Annotated in this window: 11 protein-coding genes and 1 pseudogene; 9 read left to right on the forward strand and 3 right to left on the reverse strand. The window is 61.3% G+C overall.

The genetic code is table 11. The features are described 5' to 3' along the window. The 3 genes and pseudogenes from HMPREF3171_RS00645 to HMPREF3171_RS00650 form a co-directional block, all read left to right on the forward strand. Window positions 1–711: pseudogene (locus HMPREF3171_RS00645) on the forward strand (IS256 family transposase); the annotation flags it as partial. A gap of 432 nt (window positions 712–1,143) precedes the next feature. Next, window positions 1,144–1,701, forward strand: a complete 558-nt coding sequence (locus tag HMPREF3171_RS11480) for a hypothetical protein (RefSeq protein WP_246815282.1) — start codon at window positions 1,144–1,146, stop codon at window positions 1,699–1,701. Between the two features lie 1,459 nt (window positions 1,702–3,160). Then, window positions 3,161–3,895 (forward strand): hypothetical protein, encoded by a 735-nt coding sequence (locus HMPREF3171_RS00650; RefSeq protein WP_070482176.1) that lies wholly within the window; start codon window positions 3,161–3,163, stop codon window positions 3,893–3,895. Between the two features lie 6 nt (window positions 3,896–3,901). On the opposite strand, the gene HMPREF3171_RS00655 is transcribed toward HMPREF3171_RS00650, so the two are convergent. The 3 genes from HMPREF3171_RS00655 to HMPREF3171_RS00665 form a co-directional block, all read right to left on the reverse strand. Beyond that, window positions 3,902–7,120, reverse strand: coding sequence for an alkaline phosphatase (locus HMPREF3171_RS00655; RefSeq protein ID WP_070482178.1), 3,219 nt, complete (start codon window positions 7,118–7,120; stop codon window positions 3,902–3,904). Window positions 7,121–7,290: 170 nt separating this feature from the next. Then, window positions 7,291–13,524, reverse strand: coding sequence for a G5 domain-containing protein (locus tag HMPREF3171_RS00660; protein WP_083291882.1), 6,234 nt, complete (start codon window positions 13,522–13,524; stop codon window positions 7,291–7,293). A 138-nt stretch (window positions 13,525–13,662) separates the two neighbouring features. Further along, on the reverse strand, window positions 13,663–15,069 hold the full coding sequence (locus HMPREF3171_RS00665) for a hypothetical protein (protein ID WP_070482180.1): 1,407 nt from the start codon (window positions 15,067–15,069) through the stop codon (window positions 13,663–13,665). 121 nt (window positions 15,070–15,190) lie between these two features. Here HMPREF3171_RS00665 and HMPREF3171_RS00670 point away from each other — a divergent pair, with 121 nt between their 5' ends. Genes HMPREF3171_RS00670 through HMPREF3171_RS00695 form a run of 6 tightly spaced genes read left to right on the forward strand, consistent with a single transcriptional unit; the run spans window position 15,191 to window position 21,085 of the window. Continuing rightward, on the forward strand, window positions 15,191–18,100 hold the full coding sequence (locus HMPREF3171_RS00670) for a DUF4040 family protein (RefSeq protein ID WP_070482181.1): 2,910 nt from the start codon (window positions 15,191–15,193) through the stop codon (window positions 18,098–18,100). 3 nt (window positions 18,101–18,103) lie between these two features. Further along, complete coding sequence (locus HMPREF3171_RS00675) at window positions 18,104–18,565, forward strand: sodium:proton antiporter (protein ID WP_070482183.1); 462 nt, start codon at window positions 18,104–18,106, stop codon at window positions 18,563–18,565. Further along, a complete protein-coding gene (locus HMPREF3171_RS00680; RefSeq protein ID WP_070482185.1) occupies window positions 18,565–20,070 on the forward strand; it encodes a monovalent cation/H+ antiporter subunit D family protein in 1,506 nt (501 codons plus the stop codon). Before HMPREF3171_RS00675 ends, HMPREF3171_RS00680 begins: the two co-directional genes overlap by 1 nt. Further along, window positions 20,070–20,507, forward strand: coding sequence for a monovalent cation/H+ antiporter subunit E (locus HMPREF3171_RS00685; RefSeq protein ID WP_070482187.1), 438 nt, complete (start codon window positions 20,070–20,072; stop codon window positions 20,505–20,507). Before HMPREF3171_RS00680 ends, HMPREF3171_RS00685 begins: the two co-directional genes overlap by 1 nt. Beyond that, complete coding sequence (locus HMPREF3171_RS00690) at window positions 20,508–20,774, forward strand: cation:proton antiporter (RefSeq protein ID WP_070421568.1); 267 nt, start codon at window positions 20,508–20,510, stop codon at window positions 20,772–20,774. Next, window positions 20,774–21,085 carry a Na+/H+ antiporter subunit G gene (locus tag HMPREF3171_RS00695; RefSeq protein WP_070482189.1) on the forward strand — a complete coding sequence of 104 codons (312 nt, stop codon included), beginning with the start codon at window positions 20,774–20,776 and terminating at the stop codon, window positions 21,083–21,085. The genes HMPREF3171_RS00690 and HMPREF3171_RS00695 overlap by 1 nt, the downstream gene beginning before the upstream one ends. The last annotated feature ends 9 nt before the right edge of the window (window positions 21,086–21,094 follow it).

The raw sequence follows: 21,094 nt of genomic DNA on the forward strand, positions 1-21,094 counted from the left end.
GATTCCGGACACACATTTTGTCGCTTAACCTTGCTTTGTTTGTCACCTGGCTACCGGGAGTTGTTGGACATGCAGGTCGCCACGGCTGAGTCCACTGCCTTTTGGACTGGGTTCTTCCGCGACTGAATCGCCCGTGGCCTGACCGGGTTTTCCTCGTCACCAGTGATGCACATCTTGGTATCCAAGCAGCCGTTGGTCACTGCTTACCGCAGGTGAGTTGGCAACGGTGCCGGACCCAATCCGCGAAGAACCTCTACTCGCAGGTGCCGAAAACACAATGGCCGACGCTATCGGCAATGTTTCACACTCTCTTCCAGCAGCCCGACGCTGACAGCGTCTGTGCTCAGGCCCGTGAGGTTGTAGAGTTCTGCGGGCAAAAATTTCCTCATGTGGCCGACTACCTGGAGGAATCACCCGATGCGCTGTTAGCTTTTTACTACTGCACCGAAACCGGTATGAACCAAGATCTGGTCTAATAACCCCACCGAACGGCTCAACCGAGAAATCCGACGTCGCACCGACGTCGTCGGGATCTTCCCAAACTGTGAAGCCGTCATCCGGCTGGTCAGGGCCGTCCTGGTGGAACAACACGATGAGTGGATCCAGCAAAAACGCTACATGTCGCTGACCAGCCTGACCCAGACCAAGGAAATCATCGCTGCCAACCTCGTCGACGACACTCCCACCGACAGCAAAAAGATCGCCGCCTAATGCTAACCCACCCCCGCCCCCGAGACGGCCCCAAGCACCCGCCCCCGAAACTAACCACATACCCGAAAGCCAAATACACCACTTCCCAGGACTTGACCGAACACCTTCTCCCACTGCGGTCTTTGGGAGCTCCCCGAGGACTACGTTCTTTGTTCCAGACCTTGCGTGCCTCCGTCCCAATCGCGGGTACGTTGCTGGTTCCACAAGGGGAGCGTATTTGTTCCGTAAATGTTACGGTACCTTTGCCAGGGCATTGGAAGAGTGGAGGTGCAAACGAGGAATTTGCAGTTATTTTCAACTCCTGTTGAGCTAGAGCTGACGCCTCCGGCATAGACTCACTAAAACAAGTTGCTAACACCGAGCAAGTACCTCAACCTTCGGGGCTCCTTCTGGGAAAGTCGAAGAATCTGAAAGTACGCTTACCGTAATGATTTGGAGAACATTTTGATAGGCCAAAACTTTATCCCTACCAAGCAGGCTTTTACCGCTGCTGTTGTCCTAACGGTGGCCCTCTCAGGGGTCGTTTCGCCGAAAGCTTCTGCACAAGATATCGACCAACCACATCCTGAAAACTGCGCAGCCTCAGGTGAAGGAAAACCTGTTCAGGTACCATACTCTTACATTTCAACTGCTGAAGCAATGATTGCTGATGGCACCATTGATGATGAAGTGGTTAATGCACTTGAAGGTGCGGAAGTTAACTATGAAATTGTCGGGCCCGCGCCAAGAGCACTTCCTGCTGTGGCTGCCGCTGCAGTTGCAGTAGCGGCATGGTGCGTAAAAGGGGCCTTAGGAAGTCTTGTTCCGTCCACTATTCAACAGATGGCACATGAGGCGAATGATGGAATTGAACCACCCTCGTGGGTGATGAATGCAATCTTTAGTTGCGCAGGTGGCCCAGTAATAGGAGCGCTGACGACTCAAGCAATGCGGGTCAAGTTTGCGGGGGCGGTTCTCGCAACTGTAATTAAGCTGAGGAATTTTGGCTAGCTCTTGGTTTCCAATTTTGATAACTCTCAGCGCCTCAGTGGTCATGGCTACTGCAAGCTATTCCGCATGCAGACGCCGTCCCAATCATCCGCTGGTTAGTGATCGCTCGATTTGGGGAGCGGTTTTATTCGCTATTTCTTTCGTCAGTTACCTAGCTTCGGCGACGTTGCTGTTACTTTATGGAATTAACGATAGCGCTATAGTTGCCGCTACAGCAGGGCTCTTTATTTGTGCTTTCGCTTACGCTGCAACGAAGCCGAAACATGACCAAGATTATCTGTAGGCATGGATCAACCTAAGAAGGTGAAAGCGTTCTGGATGACTGAGTAACTTCTTGCTCGATGTCAACGTGCATGCTGCGACGAGCTCATCGCGGGGCACTTAACTGACCGACCGGATGCTCACAAGGTCCAACGTGGACTGATTTCTTCGCTTCTTTCGTGCCCGTCTCATGGCACATTCTTGTCACCCGTTTGTCACCCAGGGTGACGATACGAGACAAACGAGACACGCAAGAGAGCCCCGAACAAACGTGAACTACGAGGTAGACGACACACTCCGGCAGTTCCACTTCGTTCGGGACGAAGAGGCCGCAGGTTCAAATCCTGTTATCCCGACCATTGTGTTATCCCGACCATCACAACCCGCCTTCCGAGGCGGGTTTTCGCATTCGATAGTCCATGTCGGCAGCGCCACGAAGATTTTTTCGCTCCCTGATCGAGTGCCCGTATCCTCCATCTTCGCCAGTCTCACGGTTTCTATATTGTGACGATTGGGTCAGAAAATGCTTGATTTAACTGATGCCAGTTCTATACTGGGGTTCTCGAGGGATTTGGGCTAAAACCCACCACCTCTCGAGCCGGCTGGGATTAAGTTCGCAGTCCCGGAAAGCGCAAGTGGTTGCGCGCTTCAAACTTGAGTGGCCTTTCATCTCTTCAGTGGGATGCGGGGGCCACTCTTTATTTTGCCCAGGCCACGCCCCCACGGCTTAACCCAAAGCTGGGCCTTGCCTCACACATCTACGATTTTTTGTCGCTCTTTTTGCTAGACCGCACATGCCGCAGATACACCAACGGTCCTACCACGGGTATGAACACCAGAAAGAGCACGATCCAGACATCCGACCATCCTCTGTTAGATCGTCTGTTAGGTTGCCTGAAAAATACAATCGCGCTGGCAACTAATAGCACCACAGCCACCAACGTGAGCAACATAAAAACGTAATCGACCGGAGATGGTTCCAATGGAGAAACTCCATTGCCTAGCAAAGCGGCTAACTGCATTTGTGAAATTTCCATTCACCCCTGGTTCATCACATTGCTTCTGACACGGTGTTTTCGCCCAGGATCCTACTAGGCAGCGCCCCCCACCATCGCGCGTTAACGCTGTCGCAACACGTCTTCCTGGACACTGAGGTGGTACAGCCCGTACACACACTCACACTCCGAGGAGGAAAACCATGACCAGCACCACCACCCGTATCGCCGCGTACGCAACCGCAGCAACGCTCGCACTCGGCGCTGTCGCCGCGACCGGCGCAGCCACCCCGGCGAACGCCGCTACCGTCGCGGCAAAGGACAAGGACGGGGTGTGCGCCGTGAAGCTCGCGCCGGCCGAGAAGCGTTTCATCGAGTCGTGGTTCGACGAGTCCAAGGCGATTGGTGACTACGAGCAGGCCCGTGACCTCATCGCTGCGGTCGAGCAGGTCTACCCGGGCGTTGTCGCGGAGAACGAGAAGGCGCTCAAGGGTGAGAAGGCGGAGTTTGGCAAGGTGTTGCCGGAGGGTCTCGTCGCAAAGTATGCGGATGCGCAGAAGACGATGAAGGAGTCGGAGCCGACTGTGAATCGCACGCTGGAGGCGATTGACACGGATTCGTGGCGCGTTGGCCCGGACACGAAGCGCACCGAGACGCCGCTGACCGCGAAGGATGGCGACGTGTACAAGGCGTGGGCGGAAACGCCGTCCGGCAAGGTCGCCGCGAAGCGCATGCTTATCGACGACGCCGACGCCACCGCCGCCGAAACCTGCACCAAGGGCATGCAGGCGGATGTGAAATACCCCACCGCCAAGATGGACACAGACGTGAACGTGCCGGCCATTGTCGGTGGGGTAATTGCGGCGCTGCTGGTAATCGCAGGCCTGTTCTTCGCGCTGCCCCACTTCGGCATCAAACTGCCGATGCTGGGCATGTAGTTCTGGCTAGAACTTCGCGATCGGGCCGAGGGCGCCGTCGACAGCAAATGGTGCCAGCAGGGCAATCAGGGAGATGAGGCCCGCGATGCCTGCGATGGCCAGGGTGGCGATGAGCGCCGGGGAGTCGACGGAGGAGCCGGCGGCGGAGTCGCCCTCGGTGGTCTCCTCCACCGGCTGCATCTTGTTCTCAAAGGTCAGATTGTGGTTGACCGGATCGATGCCCAGCGCGTTCAGGCTGGCAAAGAAGAGGTCGGTCTGGTCGATCTGGCCGGTGAGGTTCGCGGCACCCGGGCCGGAGGCTGCGACACGCAGCTGCGCACCGGTGTGCTGCTGGCCGCCGAGCGCATCCTCGTCTTCGTTGGTCTTGGATGTGGCGAAGTTGACGGCCATGGTGGAGCCTTCAACCGTGGTCAGCTGAGTGACGCGACCAGCGGTGTTCTGGTTCTCGTAGGTGATCTGTGCGGTGTGAGCGTGGTCGGCGGTGGCGACGATCAGGGTCTCCTCACCGGTCTTCTCCACCCAATCCTGAACAGCCTGGACGGCCTCGTCAAGCTGGCCGACCTCGCCGATCAGGCCACAGGCGTCAGCCTGGTGGTCGGCCTTGTCCGGCGAGGCGGACTCGACCTGGAGCACGAAGCCCTTGTCGTTCTGCAGCAGCTCCAGCGCCTTGGAGGTCATGGCTGCCAGACGCGGAGTCTCAGCGGTGAACTCCGGGTTAGCAACGCAGGTGGCCGGCTCGAGGTCACCACCGTCGGTGGTCGGAATGGACTGGTTCAGCGCGCGCGGCATGTTGCCCTCGGAGAACAGACCGAGGACCGGCTTGTCGGCGTTTGCCTCTGCGATCGCGTCGAGCTCGGAGGCGTTAGTGACAACCTGGTAGCCATTGTCCTTCGCGTTTTCCAGGACAGTCTTACCTGCGGTCCAGGTGTTACCGTTCTCGCCCCACTGGCCGCCCTGGACGACCTCGGTGTTGAAGTAGCTGCGGCCGCCACCGAGGGTGACGTCTGCACGCAGGTCAACGATCTGCTCGGAGATGGAGCCAAGACCGCCGTTTTCACGCAGCTGCTCGCCCTCTGCGACCTTCTTGTCGCCGGACGGTGCGTAGTACGAACGCTTGATTGCGTGTGCAGCGAAGGCTGCCGGGGTGGCGTCCTGGATCTCGGCGGTGGTGACGTTACCGATCTTCAGGCCCTTGGCTTTTGCGATCTCGCCGAGGGTGGCAACCGGCTTGCCGGCGTTGTCCACGCCGACCGCGCCGTTGTAGGTCTTCACGCCGGAGTTCCATGCAGTGCCGGTTGCAGCGGAATCACCGACGTAGTTCGGCAGGCCGGTCTCCTTGTCCAGGGAGAACGTAGTCAGGTAGCCGGTGTAGTCCAGGTCGTCGAGACCCTCGAAGCGGCCTGCAGAGCCCTTGAGGTAGTTACGGGCAGCGGTGATTTCTGAGTCGCCGGTGCCGTCGCCGATGAGGAGCACGACATTCTTCGCCTTGGAGTTGTCGATACCCTGGCCCTCGGTGCCGAACTGGGCACAGTCGCCGACCTTCGGGGCCTCGCCTGCAGAGACGAGGTAGCACAGCTCGTCACCCGGCTTCGCCTTCGAGCGGTTCGCCAGGGAAGCAACCTTGGCGCCCTTGTTGATCTTCCACGGCTCCTGGCCACCCTCGGTGCCACCGTTGAGGCCGAGCGCATTCGCCATGACGTAGAAGGCGTCGGTTTGGTCGAGCTGGCCGTTGACGTTCTCGGAGCCCGGGCCGAAGCCTGCGATGCGCACTTGGGTGCCGGTGTGCATCATGGAGAAATTCGGGGTGTCGAACGGCTCGCCGTTGGCTTTCTTGTCAAAGACCGGGTTGCCGTTCTCATCCAGCCACGGCTGGGTGCCGAAGCCGATGGACATGGTGGTGCCGTCCTTCGGCGTCTTCAGGCGAGTTACGGCGGACACTGACGGGCGGCCGTCCGGGATGATTTCCGCGGTGTGCGCGTGGTCGGCCGTGACGACGATCATGGTCTCACCGTCAGCCTTGGCAAAGTCGAGGGCTTCCTTAATAACCTCGTCGATTTGCTGGGTCTCGCCGATCATGCCGCAGGCGTCGGCTGCGTGGTCCGCCTTATCGATGGAGGCGGACTCGACCTGGAGGAAGAAGCCCTTGTCGGCGCTCTTGTCGTCGAGAAGCTCGATGGCCTTCTTGGTCATCTCGGCTGCGGACGGCTCGTCGCCGCGATCAGCTTCCTTGCAGACCTCCGGCTCGGTGGTGCCGTCGGACTTCACCGGCACGGTCTGCTCGAACTTGCGGGTCATGTTCTTGTCGTGAAACAGGCCGAGCACCGGCTGGTCCTGGTTCGCGACGGTGATGCCCTCGAGGCCCTGCTTGTCGTCGACAACCTGGTAGCCCTTGGCAATCGCGTTTTCGCGGACGGACTTGCCGGCCTCCCAGTCGACGCCGCCGTCGTTCTTGTCGGTCAGGAACGGGTTGCGGTTCTCGCCACCCTGCTGAACCTCGGCGTCGAAGTACTTGCGGCCGCCGCCCAGGGTGACGTCGGCGCGGGTGTCGATGATCTGCTCGGAGATGGAGCCGAGACCGCCGTTTTCGCGAGCTTCAGCACCCTTGACCGGCTTCGCGTCGCCGGACGGCGCGTAGTAGCCGCGCTTGGAGATGTGCGAGTGCATCGCGCCCGGGGTCGCATCCTGGATCTCGGCGGTGGAAACGTTACCGGTGCGCATACCGGCGTTCTTCGCCATCTCCAGCAGGTTCTCGTGCGGCTTGCCGGTGATGTCAACGGACAACGCGCCGTTGTAGGTCTTCGTACCGGTGGACCAGCCCGTTGCGGACGCGGCGGAGTCGGTGACGTACTGACGCTTGCCGTCCTTGCCCACGGCGAAGGTCGTGTAAGCACCTGCCGCAGTCAGCTCGTCGAGGCCCTCGAAGCGGCCGTTAGCGCCCTTGAGGTAGTTACGAGCAGCAGTGATCTCCTGGTGGCCCATGCCGTCGCCCAGGATGAAGATTACGTTGCGTGCCTGGGCGTCGGTGTTGCCCTGGCCGCCCTTGCCAAACTGGGTGCAGTCACCCGGCTGCGGGGCGACGATGTTGCCGTTGGAATCGATGGAAATGCAGGTGTCCTTGCCGTTGAAGGACTGCTCCGCCGACTGTGCGAGGGAGGTAGGCAGGTTCGCAATAGCCAACGCAGAAGCGCTGACTACCGCGGTAGCTGCTTTTAGCGAGAAACGCATGTTGGGTTCCTTATAACGAGAAGCCGAAGAATATGAAACGGTTTTTGAACCGATACGCACCCTAAACACAGCAAATTTCTAATAAGGAACACTCAGGTGAATTTTAGGTAACGGCAGATGCGAAAAGGGCGGCACCCAACCGGGTACCGCCCTTCGCTTACGCGTTCAGACTACTTACTGGAGGAGCCTGCGTTCTCCGACGAACCTGCGTTCTCCGATGAGCCCTTGCTTGACGACGAGCCCGTCTCGCCCGAGGACGTCACACGCTCCGAGGAACCCAGCACCGTCATGCCGTTGTCGAAGCCCTCTTCGCGGCAGGCCTGTGCAATCAGCACACCGGTGAGGCTGGCTGCGGCGATGACACCGAGCGCAATACCCAGCGGCTGGAGCTGCTCGCCGTAGCCTGCGAACTGGCGGTTGATGGCGTCTGCCTTCATCTGCAGTTCACGAGCCCACTCAGGCTGCTCCCACTGGCGGCCGCGGTTACCGTGGCCCCAATCGTGCTTCGGCAAGGACTCCTGGAAGCGAGCGTTGAGCTCCGCGGATGCCTTCTGGATCTGCGGACCAAACACCTCGTTCACGCCGTAGCCAATGCCGGCGAGGACGCCGATCGGCAGCAGCCACAGGATCGGGCTGTTCTTCGCAAACGCGTTGGCCACGCAGCGCTTCGCCTTATCGGAAGAACCTTGCGGGTCCTTCGGATCGGCAGGCGTCGACGGGTCGGTCGGCTTGCTCGGATCAGTCGGCTCGCTCGGATCAGCCGGCTTCTTCGTGCCAACCTTGATGATCAACTTCTGCGCAGGAACCTCGACGACGCTGCCGTCTTCACGGTGGATGCGCTCGCCAGGCTTACCCGGCTGCACAACCTCGTGCTTGCCAGCTTCAAGTTCGGAGTCCTCGATGACCTCGTAGTCGTAGGCGATCTCCTCAGTCCAGCTGGTGCCCGCCGGCGGCTTGGTGCCAACGCGGACAACGCGCTCGACTGGCTTCTCCACCATCTCGGCGACAGGCTTGCCGTCGACAACCTTGATGGTGTAGCGGCCGTCCTTACCAGCAACGTCTTCGACTTCCTCGCCTGGCTTCAGGTTCGGGTCGTAAACGATCCGGGTGGTGTAGCGGACGTTGATATCGAGCTCACCTTCAGGCGTCGGCTGATCCGGGTTTTCCGGGTCAGTCGGGTCGGCCGGCTTGGTGCCGATGAGGATGACGTGATCCTGCTTCTCAACGAGCGTCTCTTCGGTGCCGTCAGAGTTGTGCTGAACCAGGCCGGGCTTACCTTCCTGTTCAACCTTGTGCTCACCCGCCGGGATGGTGGGGTCAAGCTTGACCTTCACCTCGAACGGGATCCGTTCCTTCCACTCCTGACCAGCCGGCGGCTTGGTGCCAACACGGATGATCTTCTCGACTGGCTCCTTCACGACCTTCACCGAAGGCTGACCATTCTCGACGGTCACCTCGACCTTGCCGTTCGCACCTTCCTGGTCCACGATTTCCTGACCAGGCTCGAGCGTCTCGTCGTAAATGATCTTCGTGGTGTACGGAAGCTCGACTTCCTTCGGCTCGACCGGTGGGGTCGGTTCGTCGGTCGGCGGAGTCGGCTGCTCCGGCTCATCGGTCGGCGGCGTCGGATTCGCAGGCTTCTTGGTGCCGATGCGGATGACCGCATTCTTCGGTTCCTTCGTGCGCTTCGTCTCGACGACTGGGTCGCCGGACGGCTTGCCGTCGACAAGCTTCTGCGTCGACGTCACGACCTCTTCGCCGAACTCGCCCTGCTCGATGACCTGTTTGCCCTCCTCGAGGTTCGGGTCCTCGATGACGTCGGTGCCGAACTCAACGGAGCGGGTCGTGGAAGAGACCACGCTGTCGTCCTCAAGGCCCGGGCCAAACTCGACGATTCGCGGAGTTGGCTCGGTGCGATCGGTGACCTCGGTCTTGGTGGCTTCACCGCTGGTACCTGTGAAGGTTGCGGTGTAGGTGGCTTCGCCGTCCTTACCTTCCTGAACAACCCGGACCTCACCCGGAGCGAGCTCCGAGTTCGGACGCAGTTCCGTCGGGTACGGGATGGGCTCCTTCCACTCCACCTTGTCGGTAGCAGTTGCCTGCTTGGTGCCGACCTTGATCACCTTGGTGACCGGCTCGGTGGTGGTGGTTTCGCTGCCACGCGTTGCCTCGACGACCTTGCTGTTCACGATCTTCTGGGTGATCTTGGTGATCTTCTCACCAGGCTTGCCCTCGGTGACAACCTTGTACTCGCCGGCCGGAATCTCCGGGTCGTACTCGATTACGGTGTCGAACGGAATCGGCAGCTTCTCTTCCAGCTCGTACTTGCCATCGGTCATGGAACCGACACGGACAATCTTCTTCTTCGGCGCCTTGGTCTGCTCGACGGTGATGCTCGGCTCGCCGTCTGGCTTGCCGTCCTTGATCTTCTGGGTCGAGGTGATCAGTTCCTCGCCCTTCTCGCCTTCCTGCTCGACCTTGGTCTGGCCGACCGGCACCGTGTTGTCCACGATGAACTCGGTCTCGAAGTTGACCTCGCGGGTCGTCTTCGACGTCAGCGTCTGGTCAGGAGCGGTCGGACCGTATTCGATGATCTCGTTGACCGGATCCTTGGTCTGCTTCTCCGTAGGGGTGACCGAAGAGTCGTCGCCCTTGGAGGTGAAGTTGGCCGTGTAGGTCTTCTCGCCCGGCTCGCCCTTCTGGACGATCTTGATCTCACCCGGCTTCAGATCCTTGTTCGGACGGGTCTCAACCTCGAACGGGACCGGTGCCTTCCACTCGACCTTCTCAGAGGTCTCGGACGGCTTGGTGCCGACCTTGATCACCTGATCGACAGGCTGCTCGGTGATCTTCTCCTCAACGGTGGCCTCGCCATCCGGCTGGGAGTTGGTGACCTTCTGGGTCACCGTGGTGGTCTTCTTACCCGGCTTGCCTTCGGTGACAACCTCGGACTTGCCAGCAGGCATGTTCGGGTCGTACTCGATCTTCACACCAAACGGGACCTCAGACTCGACGGTCTTCTTGGTTTCACCAGAGGTCTTGGTACCGATGCGAATGATCTGCTTCGTCGGCTCCGCGGTGCGCTCAGTCTTCACGACCGGGTCACCCGAAGGTTTGCCGTCGACAAGCTTCTGCGTGGAGGTCACGGTGTCCTCGCCGAGCTTGCCTTCCTGATCCACCTTTTGCTCACCCGCAGCGAGCGTGTCGTCGAATACGACTTCGGTATCAAACGGCACTGGCTTCTTCACAGTGGTCACGAGCTCGCTCGGAGCAATGCCCGGGCCGTACTCGATGATGCGCGGCTTGGCTTCCTTGGTGGTCTCTTCCTCAGCGACCTGTGCCTCAGAGCCCTTGGCGGTGAACTTAGCGGTGTAGGTCTTCTCGCCGTTCTCGCCTTCCTGAACAACCCGGGTTTCACCAGGCTTCAGGTCCGGGTTCTCGCGAACCTCAGTCGGGTACGGGATCGGGAACTTCCAGGTCACGTCCTTGGCGCTCTCGGCCGGCTTGGTGCCGATGACGACGACCTCGTTGACCGGCGCCTTGGTCTGCTCCCAGGTGCCGTCCTTGTGCATCTTCGCTGCACCCGGCTCGCCCTTGGTTTCAACCTTGTACTCGCCGGCAGGGATGGAGTCGTCGTACTTGTACTCGACCTTGAACGGTTCCTCACGCGTCGGAAGGCCGAGGACATTGACGACAGCGTATGCAATATCCGTAGAACCGTCTTCGTAAGTCACGGTGACCGGAATCTTGACTTGCGTGCCCGGCTTTGCATCCGCAGGTGCGGTTGCAGTGATCTGGCCATTGTCGTCGATGCTGACATTCCAACCAGCCGGAACATCGCCCAGCTTGTAGGGGTTTTCCTTCGCAACGTTGACGTTGTCCGGCTTCTCAAGAGCAACCGGCAACGTTGCAGTCTCACCCGGGTAAACCGTTTCTACAGGGTAGGTCGGCTCAGCTTCCCAGCTGTTGGTGTGCTTCACCACGGTGGTGACGGGAACCTCTGGGCGGGAGCCGTCCGGGGTCTGGACGGTAACGGTGATGGTCTTCTTGTCGCCTGGCTTCGCGGTTGCCGGCGGGGTGGAGGAGACAACACCGGTCTTCGGGTCAATCTTGTATTTCCAGCCGTCGACTTCCTGCTCCGTGACCGGATTGCCGTCCTCGTCGTTACCGAAGGAGTAGGTCGAGTCTTGCGGCGCACCCGTTACCTGGTGGTCAACAGCCTGGTTCGGGCCGGTGACCTGCACGTTGTACTGCGGGGCGACGTCGCCCTTGATCACAACGACGGTGCCCTTCACCTTCTGCGGGTCAGCGCCATCGTAGTAGGCGAGAACCGGTACATCCAGGATGTCGCCTTCCGGCGCATCCTTCGGGATGGTCGTGGTGATCTTGCCGGTTTTCTCGTCGATCTTAACGGTCCACGTCTTGCCCTCTTTACTCGTGAGGGTATTCGTGGTTTGACCGTTCTCGAAGGTGTAGCGCTTCGGAGCCTCGTCAGAGGTGTTACCGCTGAGGCCACGCTCAGGAACTTTCGGAGTCAGGCTGACCTTGGCGTTCGGCTTGTTGGTCACCGTGTCGTACTCAGGGACCTTGATGTCGACGATCGCCTGGAACTGGGTCTCAATCACATCGTCGGTGCCATCCGGGTAGGTGGCTTTCACCTTCGGTGTGATGACGGTGCCCGGCGCGACAGAATCGTCTGCCTTCGCGGTAACCTTACCGGTTTCATCGACCGTAACGGTCCAACCGGACGGTACGGTGTCCGGGTCAACCTCAAACTTCGCTGGGTGAACCGCCTTGTGGCCCTTCATGATGGGCTTGAGACCGATCTGGGCGGTGAGCTCTTGCTTAATACGACCCTTAGTCAGACCTGGACGCACTAGGTCGGTGACCTGGGTGTTGTTCGGGTCAACAACCACGAGCAGTTCGAGCACATCCGTGGAACCATTCGAGTATTCCACCGTAATTGTCGGGCGTGCGAAAGTGCCCGGCTTCGGGTTCTCCGGAGCAGTGACAGTGACGTTGTAGTCATCGTCCATCTCGACGGTCCAGCCCTCGTAGACATACTTCTCGTCGAGCTCGACCTTGGCCTCGAAGCCGTTGTCACCCTTCTCCTTGGCCAGCTCCTTGATCAGGTCCGGAGTCTGGGTGAAGATGACCTTCTGCGGCTCGGTAGCCAGCGGACCGGTAGCACTATCAACGCCCGAGATGATCGACGCGTCGGTCTTGTCGTACTTCGGGGAGTGGTACTCGGTGTCGTCCAAGGAGAACGCCTTCGAGTCGATGACGTTCGCCTTGTTGTAGCGGGTCAGCGAGTTGGAGCTGTCAAAGACTTTTCCTGCCTCTTCATAGGTGTTGTTGTTAGAGGCAGCCTGGAGCTGGTCCACGGTACGCGGCTTCGCCAGAACGGAGAAGTTCACGTTCTTGTCGGTGGCCAGGTCGGTACCGCGGTACTCAGGCCAGGTGAAGAAGATCTCGCCGGTCGTTTCGTCGATACGCAGGTTCTGCGTACCGCCGGAGGCTGCCGGGTCCGTGGTGCCGATGAACGCGCCGTTGCCGTCGTAGGCTTCCACGACCATGCGGGACATGGAGTCATCCGTACCCTGGCCGGTCACAGCCGGGATGTTGATCTTACCGACCTTGGTTTCGGTGTCAGGGACGATAACGTGCTTCTCGAAGTCCTCCCACGAAACCGTGATCGGGTTACATTCGATGTTCTCGCTCGGCCACGGGTTTACAACAGCGCTGAATGCCGAGCTGGGACCTTGCGTGGCTCTCAGGCCCGAAGGATTGTCCTTCGTGTAGTTGCTCTGCCAGGCGTAGCGCACGGGATTGGCGGCAGTGGCCGATGCGAACTGCTTGACTTTCTCATCGGTCAGTTCTGCGTAGAGATTTAGGTTTCGTTGGTCGCGAGAACCAGTAATTTCGATGCTTTCGTCGGCCTTGTGCGTGACGCTCTTGCCAAGGAAGGTCTGGCCGGCCTCCATGGAAGGCACATTGTCGGTACCCAAGACCTTGCCAAGGTTCCCGCCATTGGTGAAGGACCAATCGGCGAAGGTGCGGTCCTTCGAGTTATCAAAGGAGACGCTTAAGCCCCACAGAGTTTTCGAGGGGCTGGTATTACTCGGCTCCAGGGTGTTCCAGCTGAAACCAGCCTGGCTGTGTTTAGCGGTGTTGGTCCCTGAAACAACACACGACCCGGCCGGCAGGTCGGAGGCCTTCTGGGCGTCCTTCTCCACCGCGCCGGACTTGTCGCGGATACCGCCGCTCAGGGTGGCAGCCGCAGCGTACGGTGCCAGCGGGCCTGGGCCGACGACGCTCAGGCCACCAAGCGCGAGCGCAATCGCGGATGTGGCTGCGATGCCTGTAGACGTTGATTTACGTAAACGCCGAGATGATTCGGCCATGTGATACTCCTCTGTTAAGCCACTCGACGGGGCCGTGAAAGCGGCTTCTCGATCAGGTAGCTGTTTTGTAACCTTCGCTTAGCCCAGACAGCTAAGCAATAGATGACATCACATTTTAGAGGCGTACCGGACGCATGTCTAGGTGGCGGTTTGCTCGGCGGTTCGGCGCCATACCCCCGCCAGCCCCGCTGCGGCAAGCAACGCGGACAGCAGCAGTGCGGCGACCACGCCTCGGTAGTCCCCGCCATTGCCAGCGGCGGACACAGCGACAGTTGTCCAGTGCATGGGTACTGCCTGCGAAAGTGCCGCCCACACTGCATCCACCTGTGCTGTAGTGGCGGTGCGCCACACCCAACCGACGAGGCCGGTCTGTGCCAGCGCCACCACTGCCGCAACCCCCAGCCCGACAGCCAGACCACACAAACGCATCAACACTGCGGCTAGCCCCGTTGAGGCGAGTGCGCCAGCCAACAGTCCAGCGGCGACCACTGCATATTCCTGTGCGCCGAGCCCCTCACCGAGGACACCAGCCAGGATGGTGCCGGCCGCCGCGATAATGATGGCGCCGGGGATGATGATCCACCGGCGGGTGCGCGTCGATAGGCAAAATGCTGCTGCGAGTGCCGTACCGCCCAGCACCGCCATTGCTGCGAGCAACATCGCGGCAATCGGCGCAAGCGTCGATCCGGTCTGCTCCGCACCCTGGGTACCCGGCGCGACCGCGGGCACCGGAAGCGCTGCACGCACCGCGGAGACCTTGTCGGCGTTCATGCCTGCCATCTGGTCGATCTTTTGCACGCCAGCGACCAACTCGTCGATACCGCCGGTGGCTTGAGACGTCTGCTCTTGCAACTCGCGCAGACCCGCAGCCAACTCAGCCGCGCCGTTGGTGGCTGTATATATACCGTCGTGGTACCCGTAGCCCGGGACGGCGAGTTGGTTGGCAAGGTCGCGGGAACCGTCGCGCAGTTGGTTCATCTTCGCCACCACGTCCGGCGGCAACTGCGCGGTCTGTGCTTGCTCGCGCAGCCCCTTGAGCGATTCGCGGGCCTGGACCGCATCCGGATCCTTCGCGTCCTTCAGCTCAGCGAGCGAGCGGTCAATCGCGCCGACCACCTGGCCGCGCACCGCCTCAAAACCGGTGACCTGGTTGACCACCTCGCCGATGGAATCCGCCAACTGGGTCGCTCCCGCCCCCAACTGTCCGGTGCCTGCCTGGAGTTGCACCATGCCGTCGGACAACTGCTGGGAGCCGGTCTGGGCGGCGGCGAGGGCGTCGAGAAGCTGCTGGGTCTGGCCCTGCGCCTCACCAACACCTTCGGCTAACTTGCCGGCACCCTCCTTGAGTACCTTCGCCTGCTGGCCAGCCTCACCGGCAGCACGGCGTGCATCCCCAAGGTTGTCCGCACCAACCTGCGGGGCGCCGGACACCTCCGCATCGCGCGCGGCGTTCGCCCACGTGGACGCCGGAGATAATGGCATAAACACGCCAACCACCAGCGCCAACAGAGCACACACCAACCGCAACGCGTTGTCCGATTTCATGCAACTGTTCTTATCACCAGTCACATGCGTTCTGCGGGAGGCGCACCGCTCGCTCGTGCAGCTTGATACTGTCTTTAACGTTCATTGCCAATCCCTTACAAACCTTTGAAAAGGGTTCACCATGACTCTCCCCCTCGTCATCGGGCTCGTTGCAGCAACGGTGGTGCTTTCGCCGCTGCTGGTGCGAGTCATGGACAGGAAAGCCGGGTACCCGCTCGCAGCACTGCTGTTCGCTGCCGCAGGTGTGCTGGGCACCAACTTCACCGCCGTTTCCCAGGGCAGCGACCTGTTGTGGTCGTTCGTGTGGGCGCGCGATGTGATGGGTACCGGCTCCGCAATCGAGTTCGCACTGCGCGCGGACGGCTTAGGCATCTTCTTCGCGCTGCTTGCGCTGGTCATCGGCGGTGTAGTGTTCGTCTACTCCGCCGCCTACCTGCCCGAAAAGCAAGGCAACACGAGTTTCTACACCATCATGACGGCCTTCACGCTGTCTGTGCTGTTGCTTGTGCTTGCCGACGACGCCGTGCTGCTCTTCATCGCCTGGGAGCTCGTCTCCATCGCGTCGTTCATGCTGATCGCCCGATCCGGCTCGTCGGGTGAGGCCGGCTCGTACCGCACCCTGATCCTGACCTTCTTCGGTGGCCTGACGCTTTTGGCGGGCCTTGCGGTCGCCGCCATCCAGGCAGGCACGACGCGCCTGACGGATATTTTGGCCGCGGACGTGTGGGGCGACAACCGCGTCACCGTTGTCGTCGCGCTGCTGATCGCGTTCTCCGCATTCACCAAGGCTGCGCAGTTCCCGTTCCACTTCTGGCTGCCCGAAGCCATGGCTGCCGCCACCCCGGTGTCCGCGTTCCTGCACGCCGCCGCCGTGGTCAAGGCCGGCGTGTACTTGCTGCTGCGCTTCTCCACTGTGTTCTCGGACGTCGCCGCCTGGAACTACCTGCTGGTCATCATCGGCCTGTTCACGGCAATCATGTCGGCGTGCTTTGCCATCACCAAGACGGACCTAAAGCACCTCACCGCCTACTCCACCGTGTCGCACCTCGGCTGGATCGTTGCCGCTATCGGCGTCGGCTCCCCCATCGGCTTGGCCGCGGCACTGACCCACACGTTGGCGCACGCACTGTTTAAGTCCTCGCTGTTCATGCTCATCGGCGTGGTCGACCACGAGGCCGGCACCCGCGACATGCGCCGCCTGGGCAAGCTCTACGACAAGATGCCGTTCACGTTCGCCTCCACCGTGGTCGCGGCCGCCTCCATGGCCGCGGTTCCACCGCTGTTCGGCTTCGTGTCCAAGGAATCCATCCTCGACGCCTTCCACGAAGCTCCCTACGGCATGGCCCTACTCATCATCGCCGGCTTCGCCGCATTCCTGACGTTCCTGTACTCGCTGAAGATCGTCTTCGGCGCATTCGTGGACGGCCCGAAGGACATGTCGCACGTCCACGAAGCCCCCGTTGCCCTCTGGCTGCCGGCCGCCCTGCCGGGCTGGATGTCCGTCGTCCTGCCGTTCATGCTGTTCTGGGTGGACAACCCCGTCTCAGCAGGTGTGCGCGCAATTACTGGCGACGACACCTTCACCACCCACCTGGCCATCTGGCACGGCCTGACCGCACCGTTCATCGTCTCCCTGATCGTTCTGATCGCCGGCGTGATCTTCGCAGTTGCCTTCCGCAAGCCCGTCTTCGCAGCACTGCGCAACAAGCAACTCCTGCCTGCCGACGGCCCCGAAATCCTCTTCCGTCTCACCCGCGGCCTGTCCGACTTCGGCGAGCAACTGGGCAAGCTGGCCGACGGCTTCAACCCGTCACGCCACCTCTTCCCACTGCTGGCCTCCGTCACCGCCATGGGCCTGTGCGTCATCGGCCTCACCGACGGCATCGACGGTGTGACCCCAGCCGACCGCGCCGAAGGCCTCGACGTGTGGTGGGACCTCATCCCATTCGCCATCATCGCCATGTCGGTCCTTGGCATGGTGTTCACCCGCTCCCGCCTGGCCTCCGCCGTACTGCTGGGCACCGTGGGCGTGGGCATGACCCTGCAAATGTTCATGCTCGGCGCCCCGGACGTGGCGCTCACCCAATTCCTCGTCGAGGCACTCACCGTCGTGGTCATTCTGGTCGTACTGCGCTACCAGCCGCGCGTCTTCCCGGAGACGAAGCCTCGTCGTAAAGCACTTGCTGCTGTATTCGCACTGCTCGCCGGCGTCGTTGCCTTCTTCGGCGTCTACGGACTGACCGGCCGCCGCGGCCGCTCCGAACTCGCCGAGTGGTACCTCACCGAAGGCGGCGACGTCACCGGTGCCGACAACATCGTCGCCGTGATCATCGTGGAATTCCGTGGCTTCGATACCCTCGGCGAACTCTCCGTACTCGGCATGGCCGCCGTGGTCATCGCCGCCGTGGTTGCCTCCATGCCGCGCCACCTCTTCGAAGCCGGCACGCGCCCGCGCCCGTTCGGCCAATCGCAGCTCAACTCCATCCCACTGCGCAAGGCTGCCGCGCTTGTCGCCCCGGTACTCGTCGTACTGTCGGTGCTCATCTTCTTCCGCGGCCACACCGCACCAGGCGGCGGCTTCGTCGCAGCTCTGGTCATGGCAACCGCATTCGCCATCAACTACCTCTCCCGCGGCTCGGATGCCGACGTGGTGAAGAACTTCACCCCAATCCGCCTGACCGGCTGGGGCATCATCATCGCGATCTCCTCCGGCTTCCTCGGCTTCATCGAAGGCGGCTTCATGTACGCCATCCACGGCGAGATCGCCGGCGAACACATGACCACCTCCCTGATCTTCGACTTCGGCATCTACCTCGCCGTGCTTGGCATGGTCACCGCCGCCATCAACGCACTCGGCGGCTACCTCCGCCCCGGCGCCGACCTGTCCGACCTGGACTACTCGCGCGACGAAGCCGAAAACCCACTGCCGTCCATCCCCGAGCCGCTGCCGCCGGAAAACCCGGTGGACGCACACCCCGACCCGATCAACCCGGCACACGACCCGCAGCCGGTCATCACGAAGGAGCCTTAACCCATGGTCATGGCACTTACCATCGCGGTCCTCGTCGCGGGATCCATCTACCTCGTACTCCAACGCGGCATGGTGCGCATCGTCTTCGGCATGTCCCTATTCGGCCACGCCTCCAACCTCACCCTGCTCGCCGCAGGCGTGGGCTCCTGGCGCGGCGAAGCATTCCCCTCCCGCGTCCCCTTCGAGGACATGGGCGACCCGTTGCCGCAGGCATTTGTGCTGACCGCCATCGTCATCGCAATGGCAACCACCACGATCCTGCTTATGCTCGCATCGCTCGGGCGTAACGACGACACCGCCGAGCAACCCACCGGCACCGACGCCGGCTACTCCAAGATGTGGCTCAGCCCCTCCGCGCTGTCCACCGCCGGCCGCAACGCGCGCCTCAACCCCAAGAAGCTGGAAGAGATCCGCGCACGCGAGATCAGCCACGTCACCAACAATGATCTGAAGGTGAAAGACTAATGGCCGTCGACGCAATCCTGCCTATCTTCGTTGCGCTACCGCTGATCGTCTCCGCGGTCACGGCGCTGAGCCCCTGGAGGAAGCTCAACAACACGATCGCCATCGCCATCCCGGCGATCAACCTGACACTGGGTGTGTGGCTCTACCTCTACACCGCTGAGCACGGCACGATCGCCCACGTCATCGGCCTGTACCAAGGCGGCGTTGGCATCTCGTTTGCCGCGGATACGTTCTCCGCGGTGATGATCGTGACCACCATGATCGTGGCGCTGACCTCCAACTGGTTCGCCATCGCCGTCGGCGAAACCCAAGCACGCTTCTACACACCGTTGTCGCTGGTGCTGATCACCGGCGTGTGCGGCGCGCTGCTGACCGCGGACCTGTTCAACTTCTTCGTCATGATCGAGGTCTGCCTCCTGCCCTCCTACGGCCTGATCGCCATGTCGGGCACCCGCCACCGCCTCCTGTCGGCGCGTATGTTCGTGCTGGTCAACCTGGCGGCGTCGACAATGCTGGTGCTCGGCGTGGGCTACCTCTACGCCGTCACCGGCGTGGTCAACCTCGCCTCCCTGCAGGGTGTGGCTGCGGGCAACGGCCCGGCAACTGTGGCCGCCGGCATCGTCGTCATCGCAATTGCGGCCAAGGCAGGCGTGTTCCCCGTTTACACCTGGCTGCCACGCACCTACCCGTCCACCTCGGCCGCCGTGATGGGCCTGTTCTCCGGCCTGCACACCAAGGTCGCCGTCTACATGCTCTTCCGCATCTGGGTGATCATGTTCGACATGGACCCACGCTGGAACACCCTGCTGATCGTGGTCATGGTCATCTCCATGATCATCGGCGGCTACGCAGGCCTGGCGGAATCCACCATGCGCCGCGTGCTCGCCTACCAGATGGTCAACGGCATGCCGTTCATCCTCATCATGCTGGCATTCACTAACGACGACGCGCGCTACGCCCTGGCCGCCGGCCTGCTCTACACCCTGCACCACATGGTCACCATCGCCGCCCTGGTGCTCAACTCCGGCGCGATCGAAGAAACCTACGGCACCGGCACCATGGCCAAACTCTCCGGCATCGCCCGGCGCGACCCATGGACCTCTGCGGTCTTCGTCGCCGGCGCGTTCTCCATCGTCGGCTTCCCGCCATTTTCCGGCATCTTCGGCAAAGTCACCATCGTGCTCGCCGCCGCAACACCCGGCGACTGGCGCTCCTGGGTAGCCATCACCGCCATCATCGTCGCCTCCTTCGGCGCACTGCTGTCCATGATGCGCCTCTGGCAGCGCGTCTTCTGGGGCCGGCCCATGCAGCACTACCCCGAAGCACTCAACGTGCGAGTGAGCTTCATGCTGCCGTCCGCGGTGCTCATGATCCTCTCGCTCGGCATGTTCATCTTCGCCGGCCAAATGTGGGACATCACCACCACCGCAGTCGACGACCTACTCAACGTCGACGCCTACACCAGCGCCGTACTTGGCGACGACTCCATCGGAGGCGATAACTAATGCGAGGCATCATCCACGCCGCGGGCTACACCTGCTGGATCATCAAAGAAATCTTCGCCGCCGGCTTCGACGCCGTGTTCAAGGCATTCAACCCGGCTGCCAAAATCGAACCGATCGTCGTCTACTACCCCATGCGCCTGCGCACCGACTGGGAGGTGTTCTGGTTCACCACCTCCATCACCGCCACCCCAGGCACCCTCTCCATGGGCCTGCGTCACCCCACCGAGCCCGGCGGCCCCATCACTCTGCTGGTGCAAGCCGCGTTCGGCTCCGACCCGGAAGACATCATCGCGGGGCTGGCGGATATGGAGGAGCACGTGCGGCCGTCGCTACGCAATAGCCCCATCGACCCGAAACCCGTCACCTGGGAGCCCTACGTCGACCAGGGCCCCACGCCTGACGACGACACCGTCCCGCCCGCAGAAAGGATGAGCTAAATGTTTGTCACCATCATGCAGGCCTGCCTCATCATCATGGCCATCTGCCTGCTCATCTCCCTTGCAGCGGTCATCCTGACCAAAGACGAACTATCTCGCGCCGTCATGGCCGACATGGTCTTCTACGGCATGATCGCCATCTTCCTCGTCTGGACCCTGTGGAACACCTCGTCCATCGCCTACGAGATCCCCATCCTCGCCGGCATCGTCTGCGGCGTAGTCCCAACGATCTCCATGGCCCGCATCATCTCGAGAGGACGCCGCTAATGACTATCTCCGAAATCGTCGTCGCAGCCCTGGTCATCCTGGCCACCATCTGCGTCATCGCAGCCACCATCCTGCAACTGCGCGCCCCCGACGCGCTGACCCGCGTCAACCTGCTCGGCCCCCTGGTAGTCATTGCGTTTCCGATCCTGGTCATCGCGAAACTCATCTACTCCTGGTCCACCACCGGCTTCGACCTCAACGACTTCATCCGCGCCATCATCGCCATCCTCGGCGTCTGGATCGTCGGCTCCGTCGCCTCCTTCATCATGGGCCGCTCCCTCTACGGCGTGACGGTGTCCGACAAACTGTAATCTCTACAG

The organism is Corynebacterium sp. HMSC08F01, from assembly GCF_001807545.1.
GTDB classification, from domain to species: domain Bacteria; phylum Actinomycetota; class Actinomycetes; order Mycobacteriales; family Mycobacteriaceae; genus Corynebacterium; species Corynebacterium coyleae.